At 39.5% G+C, this 19,073-nt stretch carries 13 protein-coding genes; 4 read left to right on the top strand and 9 right to left on the bottom strand.

Features of this window, described 5'->3' with window-relative positions; translation table 11 throughout:
- The first annotated feature begins 70 nt into the window (after nucleotides 1-70).
- On the top strand, nucleotides 71-1,420 hold the full coding sequence (locus tag AQPE_RS14470; RefSeq protein WP_318347212.1) for a hypothetical protein: 1,350 nt from the start codon (nucleotides 71-73) through the stop codon (nucleotides 1,418-1,420).
- A gap of 66 nt (nucleotides 1,421-1,486) precedes the next feature.
- Here the strand turns inward: AQPE_RS14470 and AQPE_RS14465 are convergent, their stop codons facing one another.
- From AQPE_RS14465 to AQPE_RS14435, 7 genes are all read right to left on the bottom strand, one after another.
- Nucleotides 1,487-2,929, bottom strand: coding sequence for a Gfo/Idh/MocA family oxidoreductase (locus tag AQPE_RS14465; RefSeq protein ID WP_318347211.1), 1,443 nt, complete (start codon nucleotides 2,927-2,929; stop codon nucleotides 1,487-1,489).
- 191 nt (nucleotides 2,930-3,120) lie between these two features.
- The gene (locus tag AQPE_RS14460; RefSeq protein WP_318347210.1) at nucleotides 3,121-5,085 is read right to left on the bottom strand and encodes an alpha-L-arabinofuranosidase C-terminal domain-containing protein; all 1,965 of its coding nucleotides are present in this window, start codon (nucleotides 5,083-5,085) and stop codon (nucleotides 3,121-3,123) included.
- A 242-nt stretch (nucleotides 5,086-5,327) separates the two neighbouring features.
- Entirely contained in the window at nucleotides 5,328-6,860 is a 1,533-nt protein-coding gene (locus AQPE_RS14455; protein ID WP_318347209.1) for a RagB/SusD family nutrient uptake outer membrane protein, read from the bottom strand.
- A 19-nt stretch (nucleotides 6,861-6,879) separates the two neighbouring features.
- A complete protein-coding gene (locus AQPE_RS14450) occupies nucleotides 6,880-10,050 on the bottom strand; it encodes a TonB-dependent receptor (RefSeq protein WP_318347208.1) in 3,171 nt (1,056 codons plus the stop codon).
- 165 nt (nucleotides 10,051-10,215) lie between these two features.
- Nucleotides 10,216-11,415, bottom strand: coding sequence for a FecR family protein (locus tag AQPE_RS14445; protein ID WP_318347207.1), 1,200 nt, complete (start codon nucleotides 11,413-11,415; stop codon nucleotides 10,216-10,218).
- Between the two features lie 71 nt (nucleotides 11,416-11,486).
- Nucleotides 11,487-12,110, bottom strand: coding sequence for an RNA polymerase sigma factor (locus AQPE_RS14440; RefSeq protein ID WP_318347206.1), 624 nt, complete (start codon nucleotides 12,108-12,110; stop codon nucleotides 11,487-11,489).
- A gap of 600 nt (nucleotides 12,111-12,710) precedes the next feature.
- A complete protein-coding gene (locus AQPE_RS14435; RefSeq protein WP_318347205.1) occupies nucleotides 12,711-13,571 on the bottom strand; it encodes a hypothetical protein in 861 nt (286 codons plus the stop codon).
- Nucleotides 13,572-13,812: 241 nt separating this feature from the next.
- Between AQPE_RS14435 and AQPE_RS14430 the strand changes: the two genes are divergently transcribed.
- Nucleotides 13,813-15,468, top strand: coding sequence for a sensor histidine kinase (locus AQPE_RS14430; protein ID WP_318347204.1), 1,656 nt, complete (start codon nucleotides 13,813-13,815; stop codon nucleotides 15,466-15,468).
- Nucleotides 15,469-15,609: 141 nt separating this feature from the next.
- Here the strand turns inward: AQPE_RS14430 and AQPE_RS14425 are convergent, their stop codons facing one another.
- Complete coding sequence (locus tag AQPE_RS14425) at nucleotides 15,610-16,191, bottom strand: IS630 family transposase (RefSeq protein WP_318351326.1); 582 nt, start codon at nucleotides 16,189-16,191, stop codon at nucleotides 15,610-15,612.
- A gap of 16 nt (nucleotides 16,192-16,207) precedes the next feature.
- Nucleotides 16,208-16,597: a helix-turn-helix domain-containing protein gene (locus AQPE_RS14420; protein WP_318347203.1), complete on the bottom strand. Its 390-nt coding sequence runs from the start codon at nucleotides 16,595-16,597 to the stop codon at nucleotides 16,208-16,210.
- Nucleotides 16,598-16,665: 68 nt separating this feature from the next.
- Here AQPE_RS14420 and AQPE_RS14415 point away from each other — a divergent pair, with 68 nt between their 5' ends.
- Together AQPE_RS14415 and nadB are read left to right on the top strand one after the other, a co-directional pair.
- The gene (locus AQPE_RS14415) at nucleotides 16,666-17,358 is read left to right on the top strand and encodes a response regulator transcription factor (protein WP_318347202.1); all 693 of its coding nucleotides are present in this window, start codon (nucleotides 16,666-16,668) and stop codon (nucleotides 17,356-17,358) included.
- 122 nt (nucleotides 17,359-17,480) lie between these two features.
- A complete protein-coding gene (gene nadB, locus AQPE_RS14410; RefSeq protein WP_318347201.1) occupies nucleotides 17,481-19,070 on the top strand; it encodes an L-aspartate oxidase in 1,590 nt (529 codons plus the stop codon).
- The last annotated feature ends 3 nt before the right edge of the window (nucleotides 19,071-19,073 follow it).

The raw sequence follows: 19,073 nt of genomic DNA, 5'->3' as shown, positions 1-19,073 counted from the left end.
ACGAAATAAAGAGGTTTCAACAATAAGTATATACTTTACCTTTATACCCTCAAAAAATTTAATCCAATCCATGGCAAAGAAAAACACAGGCAAAGTTATTCAGATGCTGAGCCCCGAAAATTACATCAGAAAAAAAGCCCGAAACTTGCCCATCTACGAATGTTTAGTAAATACCGAATGGAAAGAACAAGGTGTGGCTCACGTAGTCGTAGCCCGCTCACATGTTAATGGAAATATAACAACGTGTATGTACTTAGTCGATATTTTCTGTCTGGGCATAAAAAACACGCAGTATTTTTTTAATATTCCTGAAGCTGAATATCAGGAAATGAAAGAAAGCATGGAACATATCGTATTTGAAACAATCAGCTACAACCTGGCTCACAACATTGTTTTTGCCGGTCTTGAATATGCCGCAGAATACGAATTCAAACCACATAAAGATTTCACATCGATCACCCGGTTTATGCTTGAAGAAGATACCGAGGATATTGAGTTGATTGACATTGAATGTGGACTGAATGGCAAACCATTCTATGTGAACGGACCCAACGAAGATGAGGCAAAAACCAGACAGATACTGGCTCAGCTCGAACGAACAGCAGGTCCGGGAAATTATGATTTTGAACTTATTGACGATGATGAATTTGATGAGCTTGACGAGTTCGACCAATTGACATTAAAAGAAAAACGCGAACTGTTTCAGAACCTTAATTCCAGACGCGATGATTTAAATGACAATGAAGACGAACAACTTCAGCGATTAACAGAACATGTTATTTCCAGCATTGTTGATCCTGATCTTGTTGATCAATATTCGGAACAATATCTCAATGACTTTGATTTTGAGGTTACTGACAACACTTTTACTGAAGAAATGTTGGGATTAGGCAACCAAAAGCTTGATATTGAAACCTGCGAATTGTTTACACAAATATATGATGCCGCTTTTGAGGATCCGGAAGCCGCAAAATCATTATTGAATGACTTCAGAAGCAAAACACCGAAAAATCCAGCTTCGTATTTTCTTGAATTAATCATACTAAGGGCTGAAGATGCCACTCAATATGAAACTAAACTTAGAGAATACAGTGCGCTGTTTCCTGAATATGCACTATTAAAGATATTATTATCAGTTGAATTGGTTTTAGATTTATCGATTAAGGAAGAAGAAATAACAGATTCGTTTACCATGCAATCGCTTTTCTCAGGGCGCACATGGATACACCACATCGAAGCGTATAACTACCTCATAGCATTGCTAATGGGCTTAACCCGAATAGGTGATATTGATCGAATACTTGGATTTTATGAAGCCTACAATAATCTGGAATTGACGGACGACGAATTTGCAGTTCTCGAAGAGTATATGTTTATCGTAAAAGCAACAATTACAGATCAAATCCTTTCAATGGAATAGATCTGCATAAAAAGCAAGAAAGCCCGAAGAGTGAGGCTCCGGGCTTTCAACTTTATTTTAAAAATTCTACAGTTTATAAAACTGCTCCCAGCCTTTGCGAGGCGGAGCCCCAACCAGCATCTGATTAGCCAGTTTATTGTTGGTGATTTGTTTGGTCTCACGGTCGAAAACAATCTTAGTGTTCAGTTGCTGAGCTAAAACTCCCAGATTGAAAACCTGACTCAAAGGACCAGCAATTTCGAATGGCGAACGTGTCTTTTCCTCACCTTTAACAGCCTTCAGAAAATTGGCATAATGGTTCGACGGACTTACCGGCACTTCAGGTAATTTTGATTCCATTTCCTTCATCTTTTCAGCCGGGATGATCGACAAAGTGCTTCCATGCGATCCTCCCTTAAACGTAAGGTCTTTACTGTAAATTTCTTTTCCCGGATTCAGTTTCGCTGGTTGAACTTTCCCAACGCTGGTTGGAGGAATGTTAGGATCAAGCTCAGTAGTACCGAAACCTTCAGGAACAGATGGAATATTATTTACGCCATCGTACCACATGATTTCAACCGGTGGCATATTGTCGCGCTTCGGAAATTTAAATGATAACGTTGACGACATCGGGAAGAAGAACGCATTGTGCCCTTCTAATTTTACCGGATCAACTTCGTAAGGCAGTCCCAAATTCAGGAATTGGTGAGCGGTATCGATGATGTGCGCACCCCAGTCGCCCAATGCTCCCATTCCGAAGTCGTACCAGCAACGCCACTGTCCGTTGATGAAATCGTGGTTATAATCGTGCATTTTCACATCCGAATGCCAGGTATCCCAGTCCAATGTAGCGGGAATTGGCTCTGCGGCAGGGAATTTTGTGATTTTTGGATCCCAACCGTGCCAGCGACGAGCCGAATTCATATGCGCAGTAATCGCAGTTACATCTTTAATAATTCCGGCTTCGGTCCAGGCTTTAAACTGGAAGTAATTGGCTTCGGAATGTCCCTGATTACCCATTTGAGTTACCACGTTATATTTCTTTGCGGCATTCATCATAAGTTGAACCTCGTTAAAAGTTCGTCCCATTGGTTTCTCAACATAAACAGCTTTACCCAGAGACATGGCCAACATGGCAATTGCGAAATGGGAATGATCGGGAACACCTACCAAAACGGCATCAATTTGATTAGCCATTTTATCGAACATCTTTCGGAAGTCCTGGAAACGTGGAACATCCGGAAATTTTTCGAGTACCTTCTGTGTCTGTGGAGCTCCCATGTCGGTGTCGCAAACAGCTACTACATTACAGAATCCGGTATTGTATAAGGAAAATACATCAGAACCGCCCTGGTTTCCAATACCAACACAAGCCAGGTTAACACGCTCATTAGCGCCAGCCAATCCCACCGCAGGAGAATATGTGCCTGACATTGCTTTCGTAAGAATTGTTGGAAATACCATCATCGATGAGATTGCAGCTGCCTGTTTCAGGAACAACCGCCTCGAAGCTTCATTTTGTTTTGTCATTGTTAGTTTGTTAGTAGATTTAATATTGGCTTCAGCAAAATTAACAACAATGCGAACTTTTGCAATCGATTGACAAAAGTTTTACAATGCATCTAAATTAGTCAGGAATGTACAAGCTAAAAAAGAGAAAAGGGCTTTGCTGACCAAGTTACTATTGTCAGTAAAGCCCTTTTTATTAAGTACTTAACCTTTTATTTCTTTATCGGAATGCGAACAACTGTCAGTGAATAGGCGTCCAGACTGATATCGATCTTCTTGCCTGAAATCTTTTGTTTCCGTTCAACCGGAGTCACTTCTTCCGGTTTACCAACCTGATTGAACGCTCCGGGGTTGGCATTTGCAACAACCTGCAGGTTGATTTCTTTCACTGAAGGCTGTTTCCCTTCAAGCGATAGTGTTAACGAAGCCGTATGCCTTGCCACGTTTACCATTTTTACGATCAGTTCCGAAGTTTTTGAATCGATACAGGCACTGGCAAACAAGCTATCCTGACCAGTTAATGGTTTGCCATCAACCAAAGCTGTAACAACATCAGTACCGGCATTGGTCGAGAACATTTTCTGTACGTAATAATTGGGTGTTGCCGCCGATTTCAGGTTGTCGAACCAGATCAGGTCGGGACGCCATTGCCATGCATTTACATTTCCAAACAAGGGTGCATACGATGCCATGTAAACGACATCCGCATTCCGTTCCAAACCAGTCATTAAAGCAGCTTCGGCCAATGCACTTTTCCAGGTATTACGCGATTCTGCATCTTCTCCTTCTTTATCGTGTGCGGCGTACTCACCAGCAAATATTTTTGGTCCTTTGCGGTCATACGAATCATAGCGCGATGCATTTTTCAGGAACCACTCCGGACTTCTGTAGTAATGCTCATCGACAAGTGGCACTTTCAACTCGCGCATTTGTGTCCAGAGGTAATCAAAATCCTTTCCGTCAGGAAATGGGCCAGCGCCACCAACGAACGCGATTTCAGGATGTTTTTCATTCAGCACTTTCAGGAAAATCTTTAAACGGTCGATGTACTGAGTTCCCCACTGTTCGTTCCCCACCCCAACCATTTTTAGGTTGAACGGTGCTGGATGCCCCATGTCAGCGCGTAGCTTTCCCCATTTGGTAGTGGTTGCACCATTGGCAAATTCAATCAAATCCAAAATATCCTGAATGTATGGATCGAGTTTGTCGAGCGGAACCAGTTCAGAGGAATTAAATTCGCAGGCCATTCCACAGTTTAGAATTGGAAGCGGAGAAGCGCCAATATCTTCAGCAAGCTGGAAATACTCAAAGAACCCCAATCCGTACGACTGAAAATAATCTGGAGCGTTCCGGTATGAAAACTCGGTATTCCAGCGATTGACAATCAGCTTGCGATCATCCACATTTCCAACAGTTTTCTTCCATTGGTAGCGGGTTTCAAGTTCGTGTCCTTCAACAATACAACCTCCGGGGAAACGCAAAAATCCAGGTTTCAGGTCGGCAAGTTTCTGCACTAAATCGGCACGAAGACCATTCTTTCGGCCTTTCCACGTATGTTCAGGAAACAACGAAACCATGTCGATATCGAGTACTCCTTTTCCTGAAAGAGTTAGTCGCAATTGAGCTTTTGGATGAGTTACCGAACAAGCGAATTTCGTTTCATACGTTTTCCAATCACCTGAAAAGTTTTTCACTTCCGCATTGCCAATTACCAATCCGGTTGAATCGAGCAACTCGATTTTGAGCGCTGAAGCTCCTTGTTCTTGTTTGGCCAGAATTGAAAACAGGTAATTTTCACCAGCAACAACTCCCATTCCACGAAACCCTTCGTTGGTCAACCCAAGTTCTTTCCCCTGCAACGACTCGAGACGCAGGAAACGTGGATTATTTTCATTTTGGCTATTGATGATCTGGAATTGACCGGCATATTCTTCGCCAATTTTTGTCCAGCCCATGAGCGGTTTATTAAACTCAAAAGAGCGGTTCTTAACCAACTCGGCATAAATTCCACCATCGGCAGCAAAGTTGATGTCTTCGAAAAATAGCCCCCACATCGTTGACTGGATGGTAGCAATTGGAGTGCCTGCTTTAACAACCAGAGTTTTGGGTTGCGTTTGTGCACTTAACGAAGCTGCAATCATCAGGCAAATCAAAAGAACAGAGTGTTTTAGTTTCATATTAAGCTGGTTATTTCGGTTTATAATGATATACAAATATAATTGTATAATATACACTTAAAATAGGTTTAGTAATCAATTACAAAAAAAATTCCAGACAGATCATGATAAAACCCTAAAGTCAACCTGTTTCAAGGGTCGGCTTTAGGGTTCATCTATTGGATAAAAAGCGGCCTTCCCTCTGGAAAGCCGCCGGATTATTCGCAAAAACCCGGGATAAATCCCGAATATCATTAAACTGATTAGTAACCTGGGTTCTGAGTCAGGTTTGGATTAGCATCTCTTGCTGTACGCGGAATCGGGAATAACAAATATTTTGAAGCTGTTACACCTTTCCATCCAGGAATTGCATTCAGGAATGTTCCAAAACGGATCATATCCTGACGTGAACTTATTTCCCAAGCCAATTCGAACCTTCTTTCCTGATAAACATCTTCAAGAGTAACAGTAGTTTTCAATTTTGCTGCATCATCAAAAGCTCTTTTCCGGATAACATTAACCAAGCGGGTTGCTTCTGCAATATCGCCACCTGAGCGAACTAAGGCTTCGGCTTTCATCAGGTAAACATCAGCAAGTCTAAAAATAGCCATGTCGTTTTCGGCATCACCATTCTGTCCGCTTTCAAATTCCCATTTCCAGCAACGTGCACCATCTTCCTGTTCTGTTTGTCCCCAACCATCAGCATCGAAACCATATTTCATGGTAACATCAACCGTGTGGATAAGCGGACGACCGTGAGCTGTAATGTAAGTCAAGCCTGTTGCAGGATCTTTCATTGGGCCTGTCAGGAATGACCACCCTATTCGTTTATCAGCAGGATCATAAGCCTTTACATAGTCAGGCATCGCGCAGATCCCATTCCATGTTCCAATTTTCAGTCCCAATGATGGAGCTGCCAAATAGTGAAGTGTACGCTGGGCAATGTGATTACCACCATCGCTGGTGCTAAATACAATCGGGAAAATAATTTCCTGTGAGTTTTGATTCTTAACAATGAAACTCTGTTTAAAGCTTGGTTCAATCAGGTAAGGAAGTTTGATTACTTCATCAGCTGCAGCAATACATTCCTGCCATTTAGCTCCGCCGGCCGGATTCCAGACCGTTGCATTCAGATACATTTTTGCCAACATGGTGTAAACCACACCTTTTGTAATCTTACCATAACTGGCCGATGAAACATCAGCTCTTACCACATCTTTAATCGCATTCAATTCATCAAGGACAAACTTGTAAACTTCTACTCTTGTACTTGTCTTTGGCAGATCTTTGTTATTAAAGTCAGTTACGATTGGCACATTTCCGTAATAATCGAGCAAAGTATAATACCAGAAGGCTCTTACACCCCTGATTTCGGCAATGATCTGATCTTTATTTTCAATGGCAGGATTTTCATTAATCATTGAATAGATCTTATTACAAAGGGTAATTGCTGAAACTGCCGAGTTATATGAATCTTTTACAAGATTTGTTGACGGAGTCCAGGTATGGAAACGCAATTCCTTGAACTGACCTCCATCCCACCAGTCACCACCCTTGCGGGTTGGAGTGATGGCCATATCAGATGAACATTCGCTGAGCAAGAAATAGTTCGAAGGAAATACGTCTTTTAACGTTCTGTAAATTGGAGCGATTAATGAGTTAACCTCTTTAGTGTTTTTTCCAAATTGGTCAACAGGAAGCTTATCGTAAACAACTTCATCAAGGTTTGTACAGCCTGAGAATCCCCATGATGCGATTACGACAGCTATGAAAATGAATATTTTACTTTTTTTCATGTTGTTTAAATTTTAAGGTTTAGAAACTCAAGTTAATTCCTACAGAGAAAGTTCTTGATTTTGGATAATACTCACGTCCTTCAACGCCAGGATCAAGTCCCGACATTTCAACTTCTGGATCCAAACCTGTGTACTTAGTAATAACGAATAAGTTTTGACCTGTCAGATACACTCTTAACTTATTAATACCATACTTGCCCTTTGTATCAAAATTATAAGCGATACTTGCGTTGTCCATTCTCAGGAATGAACCATCTTCGATGTATAAGCTGCAATATTTTGGACTTTCTTTCAACCCAATTGTGAGTGCTTCCTGCAATACATTAGCGCCTGGCAACCATTGAGTAGTAGCATACGACATTTTTGAGAAGTTCAATACATCGTTACCCTGAACACCACGAAGGAAGAAGTTGAATTCCCAGTTTTTATATGTCATTGCACTTGACAGTCCATAAGTAAAGTCAGGCTGTGCAGAACCAATATAAGTACGATCTTCGTCTGTTAAACCAGCTTTTCCATCGATCATATCGTCCATAATGTATTTTCCATTTGCATCAATTCCGTTGCAAACCCATCCGTAAAATGTTCCAACTGGTTTACCTTCTTCGATAATATGGGTCGTATTGTTTGAACCGCCACGAATCCAGGCATCACCGGTTTTAATTGAACTCGTTGTAAACTGATCGTTTGACAGGCTGGTAATTTCGTTCTTGTTGTGTGCAATGTTGAATGACGCATTCCATCGGAAATCAGTCTTACGGATAATATCTCCGTTTACAACAAACTCAAAACCTTTATTATTCATCGATCCTACATTGGCCATCATTGTTCCTTTCAGATAAGGAGGTTGTGGCACTGTATAAGTGTACAGAAGGTCATCGGTATTTTTATTGTAGTAATCAATACTACCATTAATTCGGCCTTTAATGAAGCTATAATCGAACCCGATGTTAAACATTGAAGTTTGCTCCCAACGAAGGTCTGGATTTTCATTCTGGTCGAACTGATAAGCACTATACCATTTCCCATTGTCATAATACTGACCTGCTTTTCCGTACAAAGGAAGCGACAGGTAAGGATTTAAACCGTCCTGATTACCTGACACACCATAACCTGTCCTGAATTTCAGATCATCAATGAAACTTACATCTTTAAGGAATGATTCTTCTTTCATATGCCAGGCAGCAGAAACCGATGGGAATGTACCCCACTGGTGATTCTTTCCAAACTTCGAAGAACCATCACGACGGATAGAAGCGGTTAATACGTATTTATCATGAAGAGTGTAATTTAACCTTCCAAAGAAAGAAATCAACTTATTCATATTTTTCTCTGACCAAACATCTCCAGAGCGAAGGTTTTCACCAGCACTCAAATTGTTGGCAGCAAAAAGATCTGTAACAAACTGACGGTTCTGGGCACCCATCTTTTGATAATAGTTATCTTCGTAAGAATAACCGGCAAGGAAATTCATATTGTGATTTTCTATGATCTTTTTGTAATTCAGGGTAGCTTCGAGTAATTGTTTATCAGCAGTCCATCCTTCACGTTTGGCATAACCCAAATCATTACGGCCACGTTCAGTCTGAGAATTGTAATATTGGCTATAATCGTTGGTTTCACGTTGTCTCAGTACATTAAGGCTTGCTTTTAAGCCTGCAAATACATCAAGGTCAGCTTTAATATTTCCAAAATACAAGCTGTTTTTGTTCTCCTGTGAATTGTAAGTAATGTTGCGAACCGGGTTTCCCTGATCGTACTCCTGATTGTCGTACCATGTACCATCGTCATTCTTTACCGGGAAAACAGGAAGCATGTTATATGCCAATACAAAGTTACGTGTATCACTTGGGCTATAATCCCGCTGCGACATTACTCCAGTAAATGTCAAATCCAATTTATCGTCAAAAGCTTTCTGATTAAAGGTCATACGAGCATTGAAACGTTTAAGTGCATTGTCTTTCACAACACCTTCCTGTTTCAAATAAGATACAGATGCCCTATAATTGCTACTTTTTGAACTTCCGGCCATGGACAAGTTGTGGTTTTGAGTAATCCCGGTACGCATAATCTGGTCAAACCAATCGGTATTACCACCCAAATCCATACCTGTAGTATTAATATTATTTGTCTTGGCATAATCTCTCCACTGTTCTGCATTTAACAATTTAGGAACGTTAGTCACATTATCAACCGCAACATAACCATCATAATCGATAGATGTTTGGTCTTTCTTCCCTTTTTTAGTTGTAATCAGAATTACACCACTAGCCGACCTTGATCCGTAAATAGCAGCAGCAGAAGCATCTTTCAGTACGCTGATCGATTCGATATCTTGTGGAGCCACTGAGTTTAGACTCATTCCAGGAACTCCATCGACAACGATGAAAGGCTGGCTACTGGCGTTTAACGATGATGTACCACGCAGACGAATAGTCTGATCCTTAGTAATATCGCCACTACCATTTGTGATTGTCAAACCAGCAACTTTTCCTTTCAATAAATCAACACCAGTGCGGGTTACACCTTTATTAAAACTCTTTTCAGATACATTGGTTACAGATCCAGAGATTTCCCGTTTACTCTGAGTTCCATATCCTACAGCAACAACTTCTTCCAATCCAATAGTTTCTTCTTCTAAAACTACATTGAAAGATGTTTTATTTGCAACCGGAATTTCCTGTGATTTCATCCCAACGAACGAGAAAACCAGCACCTTATTTTCTACCTGAGTTCTAAGGGTAAATTTACCATCAAAGTCAGTAATTGTACCGATGGTGGTTCCTTTTACCATAACTGTAACTCCTGGGAGTGGTTGACCTGAGAAGTCTTTCACAATACCAGTTAGTTCGCGTTCATTTTGAGTCATTAATTCCATTGCAGGCACTCCTTTCCGCTCGGTAATCGCAATTTGCCGATCTTTAATTTCATAACCATTGCCCGATGCTTTAAGAACCTGATCTAAAATTCTTTCGACAGAAACATCAGATACCTTTAACGAAACTTCGCGCGAAACATCAATCATATCGTCTGAGTAAACGATAATAAATTCACTGTTTTGCTCAATTTCCTCAAAAACATCTTTAATTGTCGCTTTCGACAATTGAAAAGAAAATTTAGTCGACTGAGAATAACTGTTACCAATAACAGTTAATGTACTAATCAGCAACATGATAAAAGACAACCTCATAATAAGGAACAGTTTTTTAAATCTCCCAAAATCATGGAAGATTCGTTGATAAAACTTTTTTTTCATACTTTTAGACGTTTAGTTTTAATTACTAATCACATGCACTTTTTATTTCGATCCGGAGAATGCGGGAACATTCTTCGGATTTTTTTATTTCGGTTTTAGTTATTTTTTAGTTATTATAAAATCTCCGTTACTCTTTCTCTGCCAGTTAATCGGTACTGTTAGCTTAATTACATTTAATACTTTCTCAGGTTCATCTTTCAAATCCAGTTTACCCGAAAGCTTGTAACTTCTAATTGCATCATCTGACAGAAGAATTTTTATATCATAAAAACGTTCAACCTGCTTTAATGCTCTCTCCAAATCCACTTTTTCAAATTCGAGTAATCCATCTTTCCAAGAGATATATTTTGAAACATCAACCATTTTCCGGCTGGCCGTACCTGAAGCCTTATCCAACTCGACTATTTGATTTGGTTGCATCTCAATGGCATATTCCCGATTCAAAATTCCTTTCCCCAGGTATTTCAGGTAAACTCTTCCTTCTTCCAAAACCGTCTGAATCACCTTATCTTCAGGATAAGCCGAAATATCGAAACGTGTACCCAGAACCTGGACACTTAAATCTGAAGTTTTCACAATGAAGGGTTTCTCCGGATTTTTTGCTACGTCGAAGAAAGCTTCACCAACCAAAGTAACCTGCCTGATTTCATCAGAAAAAACGGCTGGAAATGCGAGCTGACTTCCAGCATTAAGCCAAATCTTGGTGCCATCAGCGAGCAAAATCATTGATTTTTTTCCGTATGAAATAATTACTTTATTGATTGATTCGGCCTGTGAACCAGGCTTCAGCTGTATCGTATCTTTGTTTACAATGAGTTGTTCGCCATTCTCGCTGTAAGAAATTTGAGACATTTGTTTTTCAAGCGATACCGTTGATCCGTCAGCCAAAACAATCATGGCTTCGCCTTTAGCCGCGGGAATAGATTCGGCCAACTGAAACTGTTGTTGTATGGTTAAATTTTGATAAATTCGATAAGAAACCGCTCCGGAAAAGAAAACCAGAACAAATACAGCTACATATTTTAAGAATCCTAAAAAATATGTCCGGCTTGACGACTTCGATTCATTCTGAATCTTTTCCCAAAGTTCATATTGTTCGGTGAGCTTAAGCTTATTTTCGCTTGAATGGAATAATTTAGATATAAGGATCGCTTCTTTTATTTCCGCTTTTTTGTATGGGTGATTTTTAAGAAAAGTATTCCAAAAATCAATATCTTCCTGAGTTGGATCGCATAGCCACTTCAGGAAGCGCTCATCATCTAAAAAGTCGACCGCAGAATAATCTCTGTACTTATCCATGTTTATAATTTCTATAAACAAAAGACAAGCTGTTGATTTTTGTTGATGCGAATTTCAAACTTTCTTTTGTGTTAAAGAACAGCTTTTGAATTACCAAATAGAATAGAGAAAAAAATCTGGGTGATTTTCCTTTCCTGAACATGAACGATTTCACGAAGTTTATCAATGGCTCGATGGATTAAGGCACGCGATGATTGGTAATTGAGGCCTAGCAAAGAAGATATTTCTTCGTATTCGAGTCCACGGTTAAAACGTAGGTAAATTGCTTCCTTTTGTCTTTCAGTAAGTGAATTCATAGCATCAGCAATTAGTAGCATCTTCTCCTCAGCAACTTCGGTTAACTGATTCTCCAAATTTTCAGACCAAACGAAGTTAAATGAATAATCATGATCGTCTAATGACAGCGGTTTATTACTGGCATACTTCAGTTCACGAATAATTCTTCGCTTAACCGATTTTAAAAGGTAGAGCTTTACATTATCTGTGTCCGATAAATTTTTGTGGGTTCTTATCAACGTGCAAAACACTTCCTGAATAGAATCTTTTACCAAATCCTGATCATCTGTAAACCGGCAGCCATAATCGAATAACAAATTTGAATAGCGCATAAAAATCAGACTCAGCACCTGGGTATCTCCTTCGAGAAACTTTGTCCAGAGCATGCGCTCTTCATATTTATTTTCAACAGAGTGCATTGGCTTTTTTGTTTAGTGGTTCACAAATTTATAAATAATTTATCGGATTATTATATATACTATAAGTCAGTCCGATTCAAAACAATCTCAGATTATCGAGTTAACCGTTTACAAAAAAGATGTGTCACAACGACGTTTATGCAGCAAAAACTGGACAACCATCGAAATTCAAGAAAAATTATCCACACTACATTTATTATTGCCAAAACTGCCGTTTGTCTACAAAAAACATGAGTTCACAGAATTTAATTCCAACAGAAATAACAATTATCTAATTTTGATTCAGCAAACACATAACGCGATTTTTTTCAAGTTAAACAGCATTAAATTCAATTTCAGGACCGCTATGTGTTAGTATGGCCCATCACAGAAATGTAAAGGCATTTGAACCACCGAATCCCCCTTCGGTGGTTTCTTCTTTTAAAAACAATAAAAATTGTTGATTTCGACCTTTCAAATTAATGCTCCAAACACTTAGAAACTAGTACAATAAAAAAGCGATCAGAAATTTATTCCGATCGCTTTTACTGATTTCTGTTTAATTGTTATCGCGTTATGACTTCGGGGGAAAGTGCACAACATAATTAACGCAAAAGTATGCTATTTATTTTCTTCAGTCTCAACTTTTACATCAATTTCCTTGCCATCTTTTCCTTTTATTATTTTTCTCTTTTCAATAATTCTCGTGCGAAGACTATCACCATCTGATTTCCAATTGAATTCCGGTGCATTGGGAGGCATGGGAGGCATCAATTCATCGTCAAATTGGAAATTAAAAGTCGATTCTTCCTTGTTCCCCGATTTTTTACGGATGATCTCAATCTTTTCGCGGTCGCCACTCATTTCCTTTTTCTTAAATGAAATAATGTTGGGGTCATTCAAATCAATGATTTGTCCGGAATGTTGAATTCCCATCATTTTCATATGTGGAACCGGAGGCACAGGGGGCATGGGCGGCATGGGCGGAAAATCCTTCATGTTTTCTTCATTGAAATAAATCATATTGTTTCCATGGGCATCCTTCATCCGCTTTCTAACTATAATTCGTTTCCCAACCGAATCAATATCTTCAGTAATTACTTCCATACCATCGTCTGGCGACATTCTCCAAATCGCAGGATCACCTTTTTTTCCACCTTTGTGGTTGATAATCATTACATCTTCGGGTTCACCCTTCCTATCTACTTTTACATCAAACCGATGCATCTTGTCAAACTCAGTGCGATTAAACTTTTTGATGTGTTTCTCCAGATTTATAGTATCGCCATTCCATACAAAAACATCGTTACCAGTCAAAACCGTATCCAGTTCCATTTTTTTTCCGTCCTCAATTTTTACCATTTTAATATGGCGTGATTTTTTAGGTTCCTGCGGTTCACCGTCCTTTTGTACCAACATAAAAGATGAGAGCAATACACCTGTCAATCCAACTAATCCAACTGAGAGCAATTTGTTTTTCATGATTATATAGTTTTAGTGAATAATTTACATTTGAAAGAGCCATTCTCTATTTTTAAGAATCTGTGCGATCTATAGGAGCCCGCATCTAAAATTCATTCTTTTTCGCAGCAAATGTTTTAGTTCGTTTCGTGTAACAAAGATACGCTAACCTCTAGCAAACACTGAGTTAATGCCCGGTTAAAGTCTGTTAAGGAAAAGTTAAAGTCCTATCAACGTTACATTTAATGATTACCTTTGAATCATGAACAAGAAAATCATCACAGGGCTTATCGCGCTAATGGGTATTTCGATTCTCGGAATCATTATCATTCAGTTGGTATGGATGAACAATGCCATTCGGGTTAGAAATGAATTGTTCGACCGCAGTGTTAGCGAAGCATTGAACGGCACAACTAACCGGCTTGAAACGTTGCAAGATTTCAGGATGATTAATCATTTTGCTTTGGGCGACACAGCTAATCTTCCTGATGCTGTGCCACCTCCACCTCCTCCCCCACCATCCCCAAATTTTGAAGGATCGAAATCCCAAAGGAGACTGATCCAACCAAAGCCATCAGCCCAACAAATTGAGATGATCGTGAAAGGAGAAAGAAGTAAAAAAGGCATTCAATATCATATTTCGACCAAAAACAACAGATTGGGTTATGGACGCAATAAGAAAGTTGTCATAATAAATAAAGATAGCCTTGCCCAAAATTTAGACTCACTATATTCGCATGGTATTCATAAAATGGATTCGCTTGTCGGTCAATACGAAGAATGGAACGATTCGGCATCTGGCATAAAACGAAGATTTGAAGTCAAAACCGACCAACTGAAACGGGTTGCCAACAAGGTCGTTCAGGAAATTTCGATGTGGGAAGAGGATGTGTCGATTGATCGCGTAAAAGAAGTATTAACGATGGAACTCAAAAACCGCAACATTCCCATCCCATTTGAGATTGGGATCATCAAAGATTCGCTAATTTCATCCAAAACAGTAAAAGCAGATTCCATCCTTCTGGCTCAAAGCAATTACAAAGTAAATATGTTCCCAAACGATATTTTCCAGAAAAACATAAAGCTATCAGTTTATTTTCCTGAAAAAGAATCGTTTATATACAAAACAATCAATTGGTTATTGATGATTTCCCTGATTTTTTCAGTTATTGTTCTGGTTACTTTTGCTGTTAGTATTTATTTCATTCTGAAGCAAAAGAAAATTTCGGAAATGAAGTCGGATTTCATCAACAATATGACGCACGAGTTTAAAACCCCGATTGCAACCATTTCTGTCGCAGCCGATTCTATTTCGAATCAGAAAGTGATTGAAAACCCGGAGCGAATCAGGTATTTTATCGGGATGATTAAAAAAGAAAATTTACGAATGAACCGACAGGTTGAAGATATTTTAACCATTGCCAGGCTCGATAAAAAAGAATTTGAATTCAACTGGGAAGCCTTCAACTTGCACGAAGTCATTGAAAACGCCATGCAAAGCATTGTGCTTCAGGTTGAGAAAAAAGGTGGAACAATCGACAGTGATTTTCAAGCTGTCAATCCGGTGGCAACAAGTGATGTCAACCACTTTGCCAATCTGATTTACAACCTGCTCGACAATGCCAATAAATACTCGTTAAACGCCCCGGAAATTAAAATCGCCACCCGAAACACCAGCAAAGGAATACTAATCACGATTGAAGATAAAGGAATTGGCATGACCAAAATGGTTCAAAGTCGTATTTTCGAGCGCTTCTATCGCCAAACGAGCGGAAACATTCATAATGTAAAAGGCTTCGGACTCGGACTGAGCTATGTGAAGGCCATTCTGGAAGCGAACCACGGAAACATTACGGTACACAGTGAGCAAGGAAAAGGAAGTAGTTTTGAAGTCTTCATTCCGTTTATTCGAGATTAGAAAATAGTCATCAGTCATTCGGGAAGATGCTTTTAAACTTTTTACCAATGACTAATGACAATTTCCGGTTGCTTAGGAGCAAAAAGGTAAAAGGGAAAGAGAAATAAAATCATCCTTTTGTTTATCAGCATTAAGTAATGGTTAAAATATAATGTCGTATTTTATACCTACATTTTGTAAGACATTTAACAATCGTTCTTTGAGATTCTGAAAACAGAGATATGCATCAAAACTCAGCCATTGATATTTGATCCTACGCCACAATATTTCTATCAAATTCAATTCGGGTGAATATGGAGGTAAGAAGAAAATATATACATCTTGCTCTCTCCACATCTGGATTTTAGCTTTGAATTTTTTAGATCTGTGTATAGGCGAATTATCAAGTATTACAATCGTCTTTTTAATAGTTTGCGCAACAAAATCGTCCATAAAACAAATTAATTTGTCAGAATTGAATGTGGATTCAAGTACATCAAAGAATAGTTTGTTTTTACGGTTCATTAAACCCACAACATTTAGAAATCTCCCTTTGGCGGCAGGTAGCAATATCGGATTTTCTTTCGTTTGCCAGGCATAAGGTACATTTGGAGTAAGTCCAAAATGACTTTCATCACCAAAGTAAAGATCAATGAATCCGCTATCTTCCAATTGTTTCAGGCTATCTATTTGTCCTTGTCTTAATTCAAATTCATCTTGTTTGCGTAATCTTTTTAAAGACAGTCGAGCTCGTTTCCATCTATAGCCTAGTATCTTTTAAAAAATTCTGCAAGGTCTTTTTGCAGATTCTAATGTTGTGCTTTTCTTCTAAATGAAGGAGCACATTTTTTAGATTTCTGCTATGAATTTCTAATTGCTCAGAAAGTACATCTTCAAGACCCTTAAGTCGTGTTTTTACTCCTCTGCCGGTTGTAATTGGAAGAGAACCCACGCCCTCTTTTTCCCAATTATCGAACCAACGTTCGATGGTTCTGCGGTCAACATCAAAAATGCTGGCCAAGTCAATAATCGTCCTTCCTTGGTTAGATAAAAGAAGGCATTGACTGCGTTTTCTGATTGTATTATTAGAGTTTTTACTACAAGACTCTAAGGCTTCAATCTCCTCTATTTTCAGTATTATAGCATACAAACAAATAAATACGACATTATATTATTCTTATTACTTAATATCTTTACACTATAAATTTATCCTGAATAATGACCACAAAACCCCACATATTTCTGGTTGAGGACGATCTCAGTTTTGGTGCTGTCCTGAAATCCTATCTCGAAATCAACGATTTTGAAGTCGATTGGGTAGATGATGGGCAACTTGCTATACCCCAATTCAATAAAAGTAGTTACGACATCTGTATTCTGGATGTGATGTTGCCTAATGTTGACGGATTCACCATCGGCTCAGAAATCAGGAAGCTGAATTCAGTTGTTCCAATTCTTTTTCTGACCGCAAAAAACCTTCGGGAGGATGTTTTGAAAGGCTATAAAATTGGTGCCGACGATTACATCACCAAACCATTCGATACCGAAGTCCTTATTTTTAAACTTAAGGCCATTTTAAAAAGAGGAAATGGGAACCAATCCAAAGAATCAGACTTTTATCAAATCGGCACTTATCAGTTCGATTTCAAATTGCGAACCCTCGAACACGACAATTCGAAGCAAAAGCTATCGCCCAAAGAAGCAGAACTGCTAAAAATGCTTTGCGACAACCGGAACGAGTTGCTACCACGCGAAACCGCACTCCGAAAAATATGGGGCGACGATGGTTATTTTACCGCCCGCAGCATGGATGTTTACCTCACCAAACTCCGGAAATTCTTTGCTGACGATGAGTCAGTCGAAATCCGCAACATACACGGAAGCGGATTCATGCTAGAAATTAAAGAATAAGTTTCTTCCAAATATACTATTTGAGTTAAGAAACCATGCGAGTAACACACAAAATGCCGTTTGTCATGCTCCTGTCGATCTGTTTTTATACCTTTGCGCCCTTGTAAGAAAACAATCTTCAGATGGCAGATCTTCATTCAACTGAAATTAAAGAATTTGACACCATTGTCGTAGGAAGTGGGTTAGCCGGACTTACGGCTGCTTATCACGCTTCGAAAAACGGAAGTGTTGCCATCATTACCAAATCTCATCTCGATACCAGTAACTCATATTATGCTCAGGGCGGCATCGCCGCTGTTACGGCTCCTGAAGATTCGTTTGAATCGCACATTCAGGACACTCTGACTGCAGGCCGCGAGCTTTGCGATTTGGATGCTGTAGAAATACTGGTTCGCGAAGGACAAAGTTGTGTACAGGAATTAATTCAGCTCGGAATGCAATTCGACAAAGAAAATGACGGATTTGTTCTTGGGCTGGAAGGTGGTCATAGTCATCGCCGTATCCTCCATGCCGGAGGAGATGCAACCGGGAAAGGACTCACTTTATTTATGCTGAACCGTGTTAAGGAGCAAAATAACATTTCGGCCTTCGAGTACACCACTGTTGTTGAACTTTTGGTTGAAAATCAGACTTGTTCTGGAGTTCAGGCTTTCGACTTTGTCAGCGGAAATAACATTATTTTCAGATCAAAATCAACCATTATCGCAACCGGAGGATTATCTCGCATTTACGATCGGTCAACCAATCCGCATACCGCCACTGGCGACGGAATTGCACTGGCATACCACGCTGGCGCCAAATTAGCCGACATCGAATTTATCCAGTTCCATCCATCGGCCCTTTATATTCCGGGCGAAGACGCATTTCTGATCAGCGAAGCTGTTCGTGGCGAAGGTGCATGGCTACTTAATAAAGAAGGCGAACGGTTTATGCAGCACAGTCATCCTCTTGCAGAACTTGCTCCCCGCGATGTGGTGGCCTTTGAAATTTACAATCAGTTGCAGATTCACCATTCCGATTTCGTTTACCTGAGTTTAAAACACCTCGATCCGGAAACCATAAAAAAACGGTTCTCAACGATATACCATACCTTATTAAAATACAACATCGACCTGACTAGCGACCTGTTGCCAATATCACCGGCAGCGCACTACATGGTTGGAGGAATACAGACCGACCTGAATGGAGAAACCAACGTCAAAGGACTGTTTGCCTGCGGCGAAGTCGCTTCAACCGGAGTTATGGGAGCCAACAGGCTGGCAAGTAACTCGCTGCTCGAATGCCTCGTTTTCGGGAAACGGGCAGCCGAAAAAGCAAATGCAGAAAGAGAAATTGCATTTAGTATGCCAGAAATAAATATCATTCACGTGGATAACGCCAATGAAACCTTCTTCCTGGAGACTAAAAACCAGATTGCAACGCTAATGAGTAAAAAGGCAGGAATCGTACGTTCGGCCCAAAAATTAAACGAAGCAATAAAAGAACTTCAGGAGATAAAAAACCATTTACCTGAAAAAATTACAGAATACAATCTTTTAAAAATCAAACACATTACTGATATTTGCAGCCTCATTTGCGAATCGGCATTAATTCGAAAAGAAAGCCGTGGCGGACATATTCGGGAAGATTATCAATCGGAAGACCCGAATTTTTGCGCTCACCTGATTCAGCAGATAGACCATCAGTTTAAATTTCAGGAAATCAGAAAATAGAAT

This window comes from Aquipluma nitroreducens, from assembly GCF_009689585.1.
Taxonomy (GTDB): Bacteria; Bacteroidota; Bacteroidia; order Bacteroidales; family Prolixibacteraceae; genus Aquipluma; species Aquipluma nitroreducens.
This window is presented reverse-complemented; position numbering and strand designations above follow the sequence as displayed.

Coding starts and splice junctions, on each gene's coding strand:
- AQPE_RS14470 (WP_318347212.1), top strand. CDS start 71: ATGGCAAAGAAAAACACAGGCAAAGTTATTCAGATGCTGAGCCCCGAA.
- AQPE_RS14465 (WP_318347211.1), bottom strand. CDS start 2,929: ATGACAAAACAAAATGAAGCTTCGAGGCGGTTGTTCCTGAAACAGGCA.
- AQPE_RS14460 (WP_318347210.1), bottom strand. CDS start 5,085: ATGAAACTAAAACACTCTGTTCTTTTGATTTGCCTGATGATTGCAGCT.
- AQPE_RS14455 (WP_318347209.1), bottom strand. CDS start 6,860: ATGAAAAAAAGTAAAATATTCATTTTCATAGCTGTCGTAATCGCATCA.
- AQPE_RS14450 (WP_318347208.1), bottom strand. CDS start 10,050: ATGAGGTTGTCTTTTATCATGTTGCTGATTAGTACATTAACTGTTATT.
- AQPE_RS14445 (WP_318347207.1), bottom strand. CDS start 11,415: ATGGATAAGTACAGAGATTATTCTGCGGTCGACTTTTTAGATGATGAG.
- AQPE_RS14440 (WP_318347206.1), bottom strand. CDS start 12,110: ATGCACTCTGTTGAAAATAAATATGAAGAGCGCATGCTCTGGACAAAG.
- AQPE_RS14435 (WP_318347205.1), bottom strand. CDS start 13,571: ATGAAAAACAAATTGCTCTCAGTTGGATTAGTTGGATTGACAGGTGTA.
- AQPE_RS14430 (WP_318347204.1), top strand. CDS start 13,813: ATGAACAAGAAAATCATCACAGGGCTTATCGCGCTAATGGGTATTTCG.
- AQPE_RS14415 (WP_318347202.1), top strand. CDS start 16,666: ATGACCACAAAACCCCACATATTTCTGGTTGAGGACGATCTCAGTTTT.
- nadB (WP_318347201.1), top strand. CDS start 17,481: ATGGCAGATCTTCATTCAACTGAAATTAAAGAATTTGACACCATTGTC.